Source organism: Klebsiella sp. P1CD1 (assembly GCF_003790505.1).
Taxonomy (GTDB): Bacteria; Pseudomonadota; Gammaproteobacteria; order Enterobacterales; family Enterobacteriaceae; genus Klebsiella; species Klebsiella variicola.
In genome coordinates, this window is record NZ_CP033631.1 from 4,574,343 (window position 1) to 4,589,502 (window position 15,160).

12 protein-coding genes and 1 tRNA gene are annotated in these 15,160 nt (G+C 56.6%); 7 read left to right on the forward strand and 6 right to left on the reverse strand.

Translation table 11 applies throughout. The features are described 5' to 3' along the window. Nucleotides 1–93: 93 nt before the first annotated feature. The 3 genes from proB (at nt 94) to DTA24_RS22730 (ending at nt 2,650) form a co-directional block, all read left to right on the forward strand. Nucleotides 94–1,197, forward strand: a complete 1,104-nt coding sequence (proB, locus tag DTA24_RS22720) for a glutamate 5-kinase (RefSeq protein WP_008805306.1) — start codon at nt 94–96, stop codon at nt 1,195–1,197. 10 nt (nt 1,198–1,207) lie between these two features. Further along, nucleotides 1,208–2,461, forward strand: a complete 1,254-nt coding sequence (gene proA, locus DTA24_RS22725) for a glutamate-5-semialdehyde dehydrogenase (protein WP_016160355.1) — start codon at nt 1,208–1,210, stop codon at nt 2,459–2,461. 113 nt (nt 2,462–2,574) lie between these two features. After that, nucleotides 2,575–2,650 (forward strand) — tRNA-Thr (locus tag DTA24_RS22730). A 718-nt stretch (nt 2,651–3,368) separates the two neighbouring features. On the opposite strand, the gene DTA24_RS22735 is transcribed toward DTA24_RS22730, so the two are convergent. The 5 genes from DTA24_RS22735 to DTA24_RS22755 are packed head-to-tail and all read right to left on the reverse strand — an operon-like array spanning nt 3,369 to nt 7,723. After that, nucleotides 3,369–4,112, reverse strand: a complete 744-nt coding sequence (locus DTA24_RS22735) for an ABC transporter permease (protein WP_008805296.1) — start codon at nt 4,110–4,112, stop codon at nt 3,369–3,371. Continuing rightward, on the reverse strand, nt 4,109–5,299 hold the full coding sequence (locus DTA24_RS22740; protein WP_064142614.1) for an ABC transporter substrate-binding protein: 1,191 nt from the start codon (nt 5,297–5,299) through the stop codon (nt 4,109–4,111). Before DTA24_RS22740 ends, DTA24_RS22735 begins: the two co-directional genes overlap by 4 nt. Continuing rightward, the gene (locus DTA24_RS22745) at nt 5,283–6,083 is read right to left on the reverse strand and encodes an ABC transporter ATP-binding protein (protein WP_008805294.1); all 801 of its coding nucleotides are present in this window, start codon (nt 6,081–6,083) and stop codon (nt 5,283–5,285) included. Before DTA24_RS22745 ends, DTA24_RS22740 begins: the two co-directional genes overlap by 17 nt. Then, entirely contained in the window at nt 6,080–7,138 is a 1,059-nt protein-coding gene (locus DTA24_RS22750; RefSeq protein WP_008805293.1) for an acyl-CoA dehydrogenase family protein, read from the reverse strand. Before DTA24_RS22750 ends, DTA24_RS22745 begins: the two co-directional genes overlap by 4 nt. A gap of 33 nt (nt 7,139–7,171) precedes the next feature. Then, on the reverse strand, nt 7,172–7,723 hold the full coding sequence (locus tag DTA24_RS22755; protein WP_012542773.1) for a carboxymuconolactone decarboxylase family protein: 552 nt from the start codon (nt 7,721–7,723) through the stop codon (nt 7,172–7,174). 109 nt (nt 7,724–7,832) lie between these two features. Between DTA24_RS22755 and DTA24_RS22760 the strand changes: the two genes are divergently transcribed. From DTA24_RS22760 to DTA24_RS22775, 4 genes are all read left to right on the forward strand, one after another. Beyond that, entirely contained in the window at nt 7,833–8,786 is a 954-nt protein-coding gene (locus tag DTA24_RS22760; RefSeq protein ID WP_039102884.1) for an AraC family transcriptional regulator, read from the forward strand. 217 nt (nt 8,787–9,003) lie between these two features. Further along, entirely contained in the window at nt 9,004–9,351 is a 348-nt protein-coding gene (locus DTA24_RS22765) for an AraC family transcriptional regulator (RefSeq protein WP_008805290.1), read from the forward strand. Nucleotides 9,352–9,639: 288 nt separating this feature from the next. Then, nucleotides 9,640–11,334 carry an assimilatory sulfite reductase (NADPH) hemoprotein subunit gene (gene cysI / locus DTA24_RS22770; RefSeq protein ID WP_008805289.1) on the forward strand — a complete coding sequence of 565 codons (1,695 nt, stop codon included), beginning with the start codon at nt 9,640–9,642 and terminating at the stop codon, nt 11,332–11,334. A 1-nt stretch (nt 11,335) separates the two neighbouring features. Next, nucleotides 11,336–12,052 (forward strand): glutamine amidotransferase, encoded by a 717-nt coding sequence (locus DTA24_RS22775; protein ID WP_008805288.1) that lies wholly within the window; start codon nt 11,336–11,338, stop codon nt 12,050–12,052. 170 nt (nt 12,053–12,222) lie between these two features. Here DTA24_RS22775 and DTA24_RS22780 read toward each other — a convergent pair whose 3' ends face one another. After that, entirely contained in the window at nt 12,223–14,988 is a 2,766-nt protein-coding gene (locus tag DTA24_RS22780; protein WP_071582555.1) for a LuxR C-terminal-related transcriptional regulator, read from the reverse strand. Nucleotides 14,989–15,160 lie beyond the last annotated feature (172 nt).

The following is a 15,160-nucleotide window of genomic DNA, read 5'->3' on the forward strand; positions in this document are numbered from 1 at the left end:
TGGCGCGCCCGCCGCCCCGGGTGTTGGCAAGCGGGCCGACTCCTGCTACAACATCAGCTCGATATCGATATTCCTTTTGAACGGCAGAGAATCATGAGTGAAAGCCAGACGCTGGTGGTAAAACTGGGCACCAGTGTTTTAACAGGCGGGTCCCGCCGCCTGAACCGCGCCCATATCGTTGAGCTCGTGCGCCAGTGCGCACAGTTGCACGCCATGGGACACCGTATTGTCATCGTGACCTCCGGGGCCATTGCCGCCGGGCGCGAGCACCTTGGTTACCCGGAACTGCCCGCCACCATCGCCTCCAAGCAGCTGCTGGCGGCGGTGGGACAAAGCCGTCTGATCCAGCTGTGGGAACAGCTGTTTTCTATCTATGGCATTCACGTTGGCCAGATGCTGCTGACCCGCGCCGACATGGAAGACAGAGAACGGTTCCTCAACGCCCGCGACACTCTGCGCGCGCTGCTGGATAACAGCATCGTCCCGGTCATTAACGAAAACGACGCCGTCGCCACCGCGGAAATCAAAGTGGGCGATAACGACAATCTCTCCGCACTGGCCGCGATCCTCGCCGGAGCGGATAAGCTGCTGCTGTTAACCGACCAGCCAGGCCTGTTCACCGCCGACCCGCGTAGCAACCCGCAGGCGGAGCTGATTAAAGACGTCTACGGCATCGACGACGCGCTGCGCGCCATCGCCGGCGACAGCGTCTCCGGACTCGGCACCGGCGGCATGGGCACCAAGCTGCAGGCCGCGGATGTCGCCTGCCGCGCGGGGATTGATACCATTATCGCCGCTGGCAACCGCCCGGACGTCATCGGCCACGCGATGGAAGGCCTGCCGGTAGGCACCTGCTTCCACGCGCAGGAGTCTCCGCTGGAGAACCGTAAGCGCTGGATCTTCGGCGCCCCGCCGGCCGGTGAACTGACCGTCGATGCGGGCGCGACCCAGGCGATCCTCGAAAGAGGCAGTTCGCTGTTGCCAAAAGGCATCAAAATCGTCAGCGGCAACTTCTCCCGCGGCGAAGTGATCCGCATCCGCAATAGCGAAGGACGCGATATCGCTCACGGCGTCAGCCGCTACAACAGCGACGCGCTGCGCCTTATCGCCGGCCAGCACTCGCAGCAAATCGATGCCATTCTGGGCTACGAATACGGCCCGGTGGCCGTCCACCGCGATGATATGATCATCCGTTAAGGAGCTGAAAATGCTGGAACAAATGGGCATTGCCGCCAAAGCGGCCTCCTGGCAGCTGGCGTTACTCTCCAGCCGGGAAAAGAACCAAGTACTGGAAAAGATCGCCGATTATCTGGAAGCGCAGACCGACGATATTCTGCGCGCCAACGCGGAAGATTTAGCTGAAGCTCGCGCCAATGGCCTGAGTGAAGCGATGCTTGATCGCCTCGCGCTGACCCCGGCGCGCCTGAGCGGCATCGCCAGCGATGTGCGCCAGGTGTGCAATCTGGCCGATCCGGTCGGCCAGGTGATCGACGGCGGGCTGCTGGATAGCGGTCTGCGTATTGAACGTCGCCGCGTCCCGCTGGGGGTGATTGGCGTGATTTATGAAGCGCGTCCCAACGTGACGGTCGACGTCGCCTCCCTGTGTCTGAAAACCGGCAACGCAGCGATCCTGCGCGGCGGGAAAGAGACCTGGCGCACCAACGCCGCCACGGTGAAGGTGATCCAGCAGGCGCTGCAGGAGTGCGGTCTGCCGGCCGCCGCGGTACAGGCCATTGAGAGCCCGGATCGCGCGCTGGTGGGCGAAATGCTGAAGATGGATAAATACATCGATATGCTGATCCCCCGCGGCGGCGCGGGCCTGCACAAGCTGTGCCGCGAGCAGTCAACGATCCCGGTGATCACCGGCGGGATTGGCGTGTGCCATATCTTCGTTGATGAAACCGCCGAGATCGCCCCTGCGCTGAAGATCATCGTCAACGCCAAGACCCAGCGGCCGAGCACCTGCAATACCGTGGAAACGCTGCTGGTGCACCGCAACATCGCCGACACCTTCCTGCCGGCGTTAAGCAAGCAGATGGCCGAGAGCGGCGTCACCCTGCACGCCGCCCCTTCCGCCCTCCCCACGCTGCAAAACGGCCCTGCGAAAGTCGAGCCGGTGAAAGCGGAGCAGTATGACGACGAGTATCTGTCGCTGGATCTGAACGTCAAAGTGGTGGCCGATATGGATGAGGCTATCGCCCATATTCGCGAACATGGCACTCAGCATTCCGACGCCATCCTGACCCGCACCTTGCGTAACGCCAACCGCTTTATCAATGAAGTGGACTCTTCCGCCGTTTACGTGAACGCCTCCACGCGCTTCACCGACGGCGGCCAGTTCGGCCTTGGCGCGGAGGTGGCGGTCAGCACCCAGAAGCTGCACGCCCGCGGCCCGATGGGGCTGGAAGCGTTAACCACCTATAAGTGGATTGGTTTCGGCGACGATACCATTCGTGCGTAAATGAGAACGGGCGATGCAAAAATAGGCAGTTGATTCCACTGGCTATTGACGCATCGCCCGCTAAGTTCTAACCTTTTGCCTCGTGATTCACGCTCGTGAACACCTCTTGCAGGGCCGATATAGCTCAGTTGGTAGAGCAGCGCATTCGTAATGCGAAGGTCGTAGGTTCGACTCCTATTATCGGCACCATTTCAATCAAAAAGTTACATAAGCCACTGTCTTTAAAAACCTGTTTGGGGTTACGCCTGGGTTACTTTTTCCCCCGCAACCAACGCACTTAAGCTCACTGTTCTTATCGCTGAACCAGGGCATCAAAACTGCCATACACTGTTCTGGATAGAGACCCCCACGATGCGATGTTTAAAAAGACTGTAGCTTCGATATGAAGTGTCTTATGGCATGCATACGCTTTTATATATCCAGCCTGAAAAAATATTTTTTATAAAAATATCAATAAATTAATAGCATTTCATTTCTTAAAAAAACGTTAAACATGTTTAGAATTGTTAAGGTTAAAATCGAGTTTTTATCACAGGAACGCTCTCTCTTGTATCTAACAGAAGAGTTAGGGTTTCGAAGAGGTTTATTGCCTGATCAGGTTTCAGAGGGACCGCCAGAAAGCCGGTCCTGTAAGAGAGTCATTTCAGCTCCAGCGCTGTTATAACATGGTAATAGCCTCCTGTGTTTAGAGCGCCGTTGCTTACACAAAGCGGATAGTTCGGGGTCAGTCCAGCAGGCTTGCCGGGCTATATCTGTGGGAAGGTACAGCCTCGAGTTCAGATGCGTACGCCGCAAGGTGGCTGGGCTGACCCAATCCATGCAAGCACCGTCCCTGATTTCCATGCCGATGGGCTGGTACGCTACGGCATGCCGAGAACATTCGCCCTCGGCAGAGGGTTAAGGGCGATCAGGCGCTAACCGTATGGATAAAATACCTGGCCAGCCAGTCCATCAAAAAGCCGATCGCGCCAATAGTCACAATCACCGCCATCAGGGCGGAATAATCCAGCCGGTCGCGAGCATCAAGAATGGCATAGCCCAGCCCTGAGCTGACCCCCAACATTTCACAAGGCACCAGCACAATCCACAGGATGCCGATGGCCAGCCGGACGCCGGTGAGAATATGGGCACGAACACCGGGCAGAATAATATGCCAAAGCGTTTCCCGGCGCGTCGCGCTCAACGAACGGGCCAGCAGCAGCCAGCCGGGCGGTAGTTGCCTGACGCCGCTGGCGGTATTGAGCAGCACCGGCCACACGGCGGCAAAGCTAAGCAAGAACCAGATCGGCCGATCGCCGATCCCCAGCAGCATCACGGCGACGGGCATCCACGAGAGCGGCGAGATCATACGCAAAAACTGCAGAGCCGGCATCGCCAGGCGTTCGCTTGCCGCCGAGCAGCCCATCAGCAAGCCGCACGGGATACCGACGATCAGCGCCAGCCCCAAGCCAACCGCCACCCTCGACAAGCTGATGGCAATATTGCGCACCAGCTCCCCCTGGGCAAGCATCTCCTGAAGGCTACGCAAGGCGTTTTCCGGCGCGAATAGCCCGGCCATTCCGCCGGCAAAGTGAGTGATTGCCCCCCAGATCAGCAGCAGCAGCGCCAGACCGGGCAGCGCCCAGCCAATACGGATTAAAATCGGTTTCATGGCGCGATCGTTTCCTCACGGTCAAACGCGCCGTCGGGAAGACCAAACGCGGTCATACCGCCGGCGCGGACGATACTTTGACGCACGAAATCCGACGCTACCAGATCGGCGGCGACCTGCTGCCCGTTGAGTCGGGCGAGAAAATCGCTATTGCCCTCCATCACCGTCTGCTTTAGCTGGTCGGTGAGCGATGCGAAATAGCTGGCGTACGGCCATGGCTGGAAATCAATCCGCTGCTGGTGCCACGCATCGTGGCGGATAGCGCCGTCCTTGTGCCAGCTAGCCTGCATCGCTGGCGTCGGCAGCAGCACCTGGCGAAGCACGTCGGCGTCGTGTGGGGTATAGCGATGTTCGTCGCTGTGCGACAGCAACTGGGCCGTTTCCGCCCGGTGCTGGCGGATCCACTGCTGGGCGTTAACCAGCGCGTCAGTCACGCTCTGGCTCCATGCCGGGCGCATGCTGAGATCGCTTTCGTGCATCATGACCACGCAGCAGGCGTGGTTTTGCCAGACATCGCCGGTAAAGCGCAGGATCCGCCCGACATGGCGTGTTTCGGCTAGCGCGTTAAAGGGCTCAGCGACGATAAAACCCTGAATTTGCCCGGCCGCCAGCGCGGGCACCATATCCGCGGGTGAAAGTACCAGCAGGCGAACCTGTTTTTTCCCCGGCGCGCCGGTGACTGTCTGCAGCCCGGCGCTGCGCAATATTTGCTGCAGCACCACGTTGTGTATTGAGTACCAGAAAGGCACGGCGACGGTTTTCCCCTCCAGCTCTTCGACGCGGCTAATCTGCGGCGCTACGGTCAGCGCCGAACCATTGGTATGGTTCCAGGCCACCACTTTGGCCGGCAGCTTCGCCTGGTAGCGCGCCCAAATCGTTACCGGCGAAAGCATATGAATCACGTTCACCCGGCCGCCGATAAACGCCTCTGTCAGTTGCGACCAGCTGCGGAACATCACCGGACGCTCGGCTTTCACCCCGACCTTGTCGAACAGGCCCAGCCCGTGCGCCACCAGCAGCGGCGCCGCGTCGACGATCGGCAGATAGCCGACTCTGACCGGCGCGTCCGGTTCAGCGGCGGCGCGCGCCTGCTGTTGCATTACCAGCGGTAGTGCGGCTCCAGCGCTCAGCAGCGCGCTCAATTTCAGAAAGTCGCGGCGCGACATCGCATCACACATCAGGCACATAGCGTTTCTCCGCATCGGTATCCGCGCGCACATCACGCAGTTTCTTCAATATGTCCAGCCGCAGGGCAGCGAGCGCCTCCAGCGCATTATCGCGCGGATGCGGGATCTGTGGGCGCCATTCGCCCATCAGGCGGCCCGGAGCGCCGCCCAGCAAAATAACCCGGTCCGCCACCAGCAGCGCCTCATCAATATCATGGGTAATCAGCAGTGCCGACATCCGGTGTTGATTCAGCACGGCGATCAGCAGCCGCTGCATATCATGGCGGGTGACTTCATCCAGCGCGCTAAACGGCTCATCAAGCAGCATCACTTTCGGCCGCCGCGCCAGACATCGGGCTAGCGCCACGCGCTGTGCCATCCCGCCGGAAAGCTGGGTCGGTAGCTTGCTGAGATGGGTAATCAGACCGACCGACGCAATCGCCTGCCGCACGCGTTCCTGACGCTCGTGCGCCTCAAGCCGCGGCTGATGGCGGAAATCGAGGCCAAAAGCGACATTCTGTTCCAGAGTGCGCCAGGGCAGCAGCGTGGGGTCCTGGAAAGCCACCGAAAGGTGGGGATGCGGGCCGTCCAGCGGCTGGCCGAGGTAGTTCACCTCTCCAGCCAGCGGCTTTTCCAGCCCGGCGAGGATCCGCAGCAGGCTCGACTTCCCGACGCCGCTGGCTCCCACTACGGCGACAATTTCATTTTCCGCCAGCGAAAAGTTGAAATCCTGCAGCAGGCGGGTCGTTGCCTGCCCGCGGTGATACCCCACCTCAAGGTGGCTGGCATGCAGTAACACGCTCATGCCGGCAGCCTTGCCAGCTGCTGTTTCAGCTGCACAACACTGGGGGTGACCAGCGGAAGGAAAGCACATTCGCGCCAGCGGCGCGCGGTCCGATCGCCCTGCGGCGATAGATAGGCCCGCCCTCCCGCGAGCATGAGTTCCAGCTGTATGCCGTTTATCGCCAGTTCGACCAGCCCGATACGTAGCCGGAACAGTTCACCGGGCTGCTGTACAAAGCGCTGGCTTTCCACACCGGCGTAAAGGTCGCTGCGGATCTGGCGATAGCGCTGTGCCAGCGTCTGCCATTCCCCGCGCAGCACATGGCCGTCGCTTAATCGGTCGCGGCACTCGTCAAGAATACATTCGGCCAGCCCTAGCGCCATGCCGCACTGCAAACCGAGAAAACGCGGGCGCACCGCGGGCAAAAACGTCCGGGCGGCAGAATGGATCACCCCGTCTTTTTCCAGCGCGACATCGTCAAAGTGCAATGCCGCCGTGGCGCTGCCCTGCATCGCCATCAGCGCAAGATCGGCAGAGCGCGACACGCCGGCAAGGCCGGATCCGATGCTGGCGATGAACGGTTCACCGCCGCCAACAGGCTGAACAACCGTCACCGCCTGGAAACCGCGGGTTTGTAAATTGGTAACCCAGTGAAGCTGCCCGGAGAGCCGCCAGCCCCCCTTCCCGTCAGCTACGCCGCCGATCTGCAGCTCTTCGAGCCCGGAGAGGAATTTCATCGCGTTGGATAAACCCGTCGCCCCCGCCAGCTGGCCGGCCAGCAGATCGGGCAATATGCGATCGCATAACGCGCTCTGTGGCGCCTGCGTCAGGATGTCGATATAGGTACGGTGTCCCCAAAACATAAACGCCGCCGTCAGCGAATGGCGGGCTACCGCGCTAATGGCATCAATCGCATCCAGCAGCGTACCGCCGCTGCCCCCGAGCGCCGGCGCGATCCCGATACGAAACAGGTTCGCTTGCGCCAGCTTTAGCAATAACGCGTGGCTAAGTTCACTGGAACGGTCGAGTTCCGCCGCCCGGTCGTCAAGCCACTCGCGTAATGAATGATGTAGCATGCGTACTCTCCTTCAGCAGAGAACGGGCCAGATTTAGTCGGACCAGGCCCACGGACTTAGCTCGGTATTGAGCGGCGTTTGCGCCAGGCTATTGGCGAAGTTGCACAGCGTGGCCAAGCTGACGCCGAGGATCACATCCAGCGCCTGGCGCTCGCCGTAACCCGCCGCGCGAAACCCCTGCCATGCCGCCTCGCTAACCGCGCCGCGCGTGGCGATGACTTCGCGTGCGAAGCTGGCAATGGCTTCAAGATGCGGGTCTGGCAGCGGCTGCCGCTTGCGTAGCGCCTGTAAATCGGCCGGAGGCATGATCTTTTTCTTTTCGACCGTTGCGCTGTGTCCCGCCACGCAAAAACCGCAACCATGGACAGTTGCAGCAATTAATTGCACCGTTTCTCGTTCCGCTGCGGATAGACTGTTATTATTATTTATAGCGCCAACTGTTATATATGTTTGCAGCGCCTGCGGCGAATTAGACAGCGCCAGTAATAAGTTGGGAATAAATCCTGAAGAACGCCGGGCATTTTCCAGATAAGTTTTTGATTCCTCTGGAGCAGTTGCCAGGGTCTGCAAGGTAACTCTTGTCATAATTAGCCTCCTGTTAAATTACAATCAGTATGTTTTTATTGAACATGGGGAGCAATACTGATAAAAAGTTGATTATTGTTCATTCGTCCTTTATTTATTCTTTTTTACTATGCTAAATAGCGAATGGTTATTAGATAATCTGAGCATTGAGAACTCCGTTTTCCATGTGGGCAAGTATTGCGGCTCGTGGAAAGGCGGCACTTCGGGCAGTGGAAAGGCCAGCTATCACCTGGTGATGGAGGGGCACTGCTGGCTGCATTGCGCCCAGCATTCCAGCGCGTTACGTCTTGAAAAAGGCGACATGGTTTTTATTTTACAGGATTGTCCATTCGTTCTTTCCTCCCATGAAAATGCGCAAAGCGCCTACCGCGCGCCGGTGCAGGAAATGCAGCCGCTGACTTACAAAGATGAGACCAGCACCGCATTAGCCTGCGGTTTTATTACCTTTAAAACCACCATTAGCCAGATGCTGTTGAGCTTTTTGCCGCAGGTTATCGAATTTAAAGCACAGGACGACCGGTCCGGCTCCATCGGCAAACTGGTGGCGGTGATTAATCGGGAAGCGACACAGACGGCGCTACGCAGTGAAAAGCTTATCGCTTCGCTGACGGAATTACTCTTTTTTATGGTGATCCGACACTATTTATCCAGCCATACGGTGAAGACGCCGTTGGATAATATTCCGCTGACAACAGAATTCCTCAATCTGATGGCGGAGATTGTCTTGTTTCCGGCACGCCCCTGGACGGTGGAAGCCATGGCGCGCGCATCGGGCCTGTCGCGCTCGTGGTTTATTCAGCGCTTTAACCAGGTTTCGCCGCTGTCACCTGCAGAAATTGTGCGCCATATTCGCATTGCACTGGCCTGCCAGCACATCGCCGGCGGTGTAAGCCTGACGCAGAGCGCGGAACGAGTCGGCTATCTATCCCAGGCTGCGTTTAATCGCGCATTTCAACGCATCACAGGGGTCACCCCCGGCCGCTACAGTCAGCAGTGCCGGGACAACGCCGCCGCTCAGCAATTTCACGGCCGGAATTATCTGCAGATAAACGAAATCGTTTAACTCGCCCCTGCTGCAGCATGGTTGATTGCGATCGGCCATGCTTCAGGCCATACTCTGCTGTGCGAGCGGAAATGACGCCGACAAAACGCCTGCGCTAAAATCTCGATCATCACGGACTCGTAATACTGTTATCCATAAAAACCACAACATTGTATATTTCGTTTTGTTTTAAATTACCTACAATAAAAAAGATATAGTTAAAAAAGAAGTAGTATCTATGCAACACCATGTTCAACTCTCCGACAGCATAATATCCAACAGCCAGACATTGGTTAATTCCGCCATACAATATATTTATCAAAATATAAAGAATAACATTTCAGTTTATGATATCTCTGAATATCTGCAAGTTTCCCGGCAATATGTGCATCGCATTTTCAAAAAACAAACCGGAATGACCGTCAACACCTTTATCAGCCATAAAAAAATCGAATATGCGATGATGGATATCATCCTCGGTATTGAGGATGCCGACTCGGCCTACCTTAAATATAATTTCAAAAGTAAACATGCGTTTATCAATCAGATTCAGCATCTATATCCATACCACTCCTGCCTTACATAGCCTGCCGGCAGTCGCAGCACATAAAAAATAAATCGCTGCGCGCAGCCCCCCAATATCACTACCTCCCTGATACCATCTATCGGCGATGCGCTCAACCATTAGCAAAATAATCGCTAACGAATAGCGGAAAAATAACTCAGAACGAATAATAATTAATTAGAATCAGTGGTTATAACAACTGTTATATCGATTAACAAACAAACTGTTCATGTTGGTGAAGGATCCGCTGTGATGTAATTCACTGGTATTTTCGGGTGAATTAACCCGCACTCTGTTGAGAACACTATAATGAGCAATGATGAATTTTCGGATAATGAACGATTGAAACAGCAGAGCCAGCTTCTGCGCGGCACGATTAAAGAAGATCTGCATAACGAATTAACCGGCGGATTTCTCGGCGATAACTTTCAGTTGATCCGCTTCCACGGTATGTACCAGCAGGACGATCGCGATATTCGCCAGGAAAGAGCGGCGCAAATGCTGGAACCGCTGCATACGGTGATGCTGCGGGTGCGTTTACCCGGCGGGATCATCAGCCCGCAGCAGTGGCTGGGGATTGACGAGTTTGCGTCGCAGCATACGCTTTACGGCAGCATCCGCATCACCAACCGCCAGGCACTGCAGCTACACGGCGTGCTAAAACGCAATATCAAGCCGGTTCATCGGCTATTGCATCAGCTGGGTCTCGATTCGCGGGCGACGGCGGGCGACGTCAACCGTAACGTGCTGTGTACTTCAAATCCGGTGGAGTCAAGGCTTCATCATCAGGCTTACGAGTGGGCTAAAAAGATATCGGAGCATCTGTTGCCGAAAACAAACGCCTATGCCGAAGTCTGGCTGGACGGTGAAAAGATCGCACAGCCGGAAGAAGAACCCATTCTGGGCAACAACTATCTGCCGCGCAAATTTAAAACCGCGGTGGTCATTCCGCCGCAAAACGACGTCGATTTACACGCCAACGATCTTAACTTTATCGCTATCGGCGACAATGGGCAGTTGACGGGCTTCAACGTGCTTGTAGGCGGCGGCCTCGCGATGACCCACGGCGATCAGAGTACCTATCCGCGCCTGGCGACGGAGCTGGGGTATATTCCTTTGAACGCTACGCTGGCGGTTGCCACCGCCGTTGTCGCCACCCAGAGAGACCTGGGAAACCGCGCAAATCGACGCAACGCTAAAACAAAATATACTATCGATCGACTCGGCATTGAGGTGTTTAAAGCGGAAGTCGAGCTGCGGGCAGGCTTGGCATTCCAACCGCTGCGCCCTTACGCTTTCAGCAGTCGCGGCGATCGTATCGGCTGGGTCGAAGGGATCGACGGTAAGCACCATCTCACCCTGTTTATCCCCAGCGGCAGGTTGATTGATAAGCCCGGCAAGCCGCTCAAATCGGGCCTGGCCGCCATCGCCGCCGTCCACACGGGCGATTTTCGCTTAACCCCCAATCAAAATATCATTATCGCCGGCGTCAGCGAGCGCAACCGAGCACAGATTGACGCACTGGCGCAGCGCTATTCCCTGATTGATGACACGGTATCGCCGCAGCGAAAAAGCGCGATGGCCTGCGTCTCCTATCCCACCTGTCCGCTGGCGATGGCCGAGGCCGAACGCGTGCTGCCGGACATCGTCGATCGCCTTGACGCTATCTTAATACGTAACGGGATTGCCGATCGGGACGTGATATTTCGCGTCACCGGCTGCCCTAACGGCTGTGGCCGGGCGATGCTGGCCGAAATCGGCCTCGTCGGCCGTGCCGTGGGCCGCTATGACATATACCTCGGCGGCAACCGCGAGGGAACGCGTATTCCTCGCCTCTATAAAGAGAACCAGCCGCTTGAGGAGATTATCCGCGACCTTGACGCGTTACTGAGCGCCTGGGCGCAGGCGGATAACCCGGATGAGGCGTTCGGCGACTTTGCGATACAGACGGGGATTATTCGCCCGGTACTGAACTCCAGCATCGACTTTTATCTGCAGGATTAAGATGGCCAGGCCGTTGGCGATTATTCAAATGGGCGATCCGCCGGCGGTCATCCGCCAGGAGGCAGGCGAGCAAAGCCGATGGTTCGTTCAGGTGCTCGCCTTAAACCGCGGGGAGTACCGGGTTTTTCGCCCGGATCGCCATGAGCTCCTGCCCGCTATCGACACAATCTGCGGCGCCATCATCAGCGGCTCCTGGGCGATGGTCACCGACCGGTTGGCGTGGAGCGAGGAGACCGCGCAATGGATACGCCTCGCCCACGCCCTGAACCTGCCATTGCTTGGCGTCGGCTATGGCCACCAGCTGATTGCCCACGCGCTGGGAGGGCTGGTTGCGGATAACCCGCAGGGGAGTGAACACGGGCTTCAGCTGATCCAGATCGCCGAAAACAGCACTGCCCCGCTGCTAACGACATGTCCCGGTCGCTTCGCGGCCTGGCTTTCTCACCGGCAAACCGTGCTACGGCCGCCGGAAGGTGCCAGCGTACTGGCTTTTTCCACCCGGGACGTCTGCCAGATTCTGCGCTATAGCGACACGGCGTATTCGGTGCAGTTCCACCCGGAATTTACCTGGGATATTATGGCCGCCTGCCTCAAACAGTGCGGCGAAGGGTTGGAAATGGCCGAGATGTCCGGCGAACCAGCCTGGCCACAAGAACTGCTCAGGCGCTTCTATTATCTCTGGTGCAAGGATAATGCCCCCCGCTTATGCCAGTCATAAGCATGAGAAAACGGTTTAATTGATCTCCTCCCGGAAAACAGTACCACTCTACATCAAGATAAAAGCCTCTCTGGGTTTACACCAGGGTTGCTTTCCCCTTGCGTCGCCCCCTTAAACTCAACGCACTTATCGCTGAGCAAGGACATCAAAACTGCCCCCTGTTCAAACCGTTAATCTAGTAATTTCATCTCCAGCGCCCGGCTCATCGCTTGAGTGCGACTATTCACTTTGAGCTTCGCGTAGATATTTTTGATGTGCCATTTGACCGTTTCAGCAGAAATAACGAGGGTGCGAGCAATTTCTTTATTCATCTGACCTTCAGCGATCAGTTGTAATATCTGCAACTCTCGCTCGCTGAGTTCCCCATGAATATCGGGGCTTCCACTATTAAACGGTGTTCCATCTGCAGGCGCGCGCTTGCCGGCCCAGGGTTCATGGACTATCCCTTCCTCAGTACAAGCCGAAGAGGTTTCATTCATACCGGCAAGCAAAGGTTGCAAGGTATCGCCAGCTTCAAGAAAGAGGCCTTTGAGATGCTGTTGTTCAGCCAGCTGCACGACTGGCTGAAATGTCGTGCGCGCAGCGGCAGTTTTGCCACTGTTCCACAAGGCCAATGACCAGAGCGTACGCAGACGCGCTGCGGTTAACCTGTCCCCCCGGTTTTCCTGATCAGGGACCATATCAGCCAGGAGAATACAGGCTTGCGGCGCCTGGCCTCTGGCGAGAAGAAGGCGACAGTGGCTAAGGGATGCAGACAGAGCGATAGCGCGTTGACAGGGATGTTCGGCATCCATTCTGAAGCTGGCGGCCATTTGTTCAAGTTGTCGCTGCAGTTGCTCTGCGCCTGTGACATTGCCGCGCTGCAGCCGCACCCTCACCTGCTCGGCTAACATCATGGCCTGGAGCCGTTGCCAGCCGCGAGACACGGCAAGACGCTGCGCATGCTCCAGCAATCGCTCGGCCTCATACGGCATATCGCCATCCAGGGCCTGACGCGCGAGATAGGTATAGCAACGACTCAGCGCATCGGGTGGACTGAATCGGTCGATGAATTCGAGCCGGTCGGCTAACAGATGATCGGGCGAGTCGCCACTCTGACATTCATAGGCTATCTCCGCCAGCAGCGGCGCCAGCGTCGCGCCACTGGTCGACTGGGTACCGGTATAACATTCAGCCTGGCGCAACGTTTTCTCTGCGTACCACCCGGCTTTCCCCAGATCGCCCTGACAAAGATGGCACTGGGCAATGATAAAAGCGCGATAAACCGAGACAAACAGATTATCTAAAGGACTTTCCGGAGAGGGCATATGCTGTTGAACCTCCAGCGCATCGTGATAGCGCTGGTTAACAACATGGCAATAGCTGAGAATATTGCATATCAGACCATCAACCCAGGTGTCGCCGCAGGGCACTTCGGCCAGCAACGGCTGAACAATAGCCAGACTCTCCGGGATGTTTTCCGCAAAGGCTTCGCAAATTGCCCGCACAACCCGCAATTTACACCAGGTGCTGCGAGTTAAATCCTCACGATGATGAAGTACCATCTGATCAAGGTTATCAAGCAGCTGCCTCGACTCATCAAAGTGGAAATAATGCGCCAGTGCCCAGGCCAGATTAATTTGCAGGTCAATGCGCGAAGGATCGGTACTGGGCGGTAAATGATGCATCCATGAAATCAGGGTATCGATATCCCCTTCTTCCGCCAGTGACTGAGCGCTTGCGCCGTCCTGTACGGGGCTATGCACCGGCTTGCCTGCGCTGAGCGCATGGCGTACCGCTTCAGACCACAGCTTCTGTTCGACGAACCAATGACTGGCTAATTCATGTAGCTGTTTGCGATCAATATCGTTGTTCTGCTGCAGCATGGTCCGAAGATTTTCCTGCAACAGAGGATGGTAGCGGAACCAGTAGCCTTGTTCGTCAAGGGCTGACAAAAAAAGGTTGTGTCGCTCAATCCATGTCAGCATCGCTTTACTATCATCTCGTCCTGTCACTGCGTTGCATAATTCGGCATTTAACCGACTGAGGAAGGACGTTTTTACCAGGAAATCGAGAACCTCTTCCGGCAGCGGATCCAGTACCACCTCTTTCAGATAGCGGGCAATGGACCGTGTTCCTCCATGCATATTGCGCAACAGATGCTCGGGATCATGCTGTAATTCTGCGGACAATGAAGCGATCTTCATCCCTGCAATCCAGCCCTCAGTCACGGACTGTAGCCGCTGTGCATGGTGGTTGCTGAGGGGTAGCGCAACCGTGCGGCTAAAATAGTGTTTTGTTTCTTCGAGCGTGAATTGCAGGTCTCGATCATAGATTTCCACCAGTTGGTCCTGGGCCTGCAGCTGGCTCAGCGCAAGATTCGGGTGGAAACGGCTGCCAATGATCAGATGCAAGGCGGCAGGCGCATGCTTGATTAAATACCCCACGGCTTCATAGACCCCACGATCGTTAATCACGTGGAAGTCGTCGATGATCAGGTATACGTCATGCGGGCAATAGTGTAGCTGGTTAATGAGCCCGGCCAGCAGTTGCTCGGAGCTGGAGAGCTTCTGTTCTTCCATGTCACGCCAGAAATCGGCGTCCCAGTCAGCATAGAGTGGACGCAATGCTTGCAGCAGATAAGGAATAAACTGCCATACGTCATCATCATCCTCATCGAGGCTCAGCCAGGCGATACGTTCACCCTGGGCGACCATCTGCTGATGCCATTGTGCCAACAAAGTGGTTTTGCCAAATCCAGCGCCGGCGCAGACGACGCCCAGCCGGCACTGCTGAACGGGACTGAGAAGCTGAAGAAGCCGGGGGCGCTCCAGCAATTGTATTGAAGAGCGAGGCGGGACGAATTTGGTCAGGATTAGCGGCAAGCCTCGCGTCAGCCGCAATGGCCCGGAGACCAGTGAGGGTGATTGGCGACCTTCTAAATCCAATGGCTTCATCCGTGGTGTCTACTCGTTTTGTTTTTTTTCAATTGTACGCCAGCCACCGGGATGACATGGGGCAGGCAAACTTTATGGCTACATAAAATTTAGAAAGTTTGACCTCAAGCATGAAAACCCCCACCTACCCCCCCATGAAGGTGGCTTCGCACTCCCTTTAACCGCTCGTAGA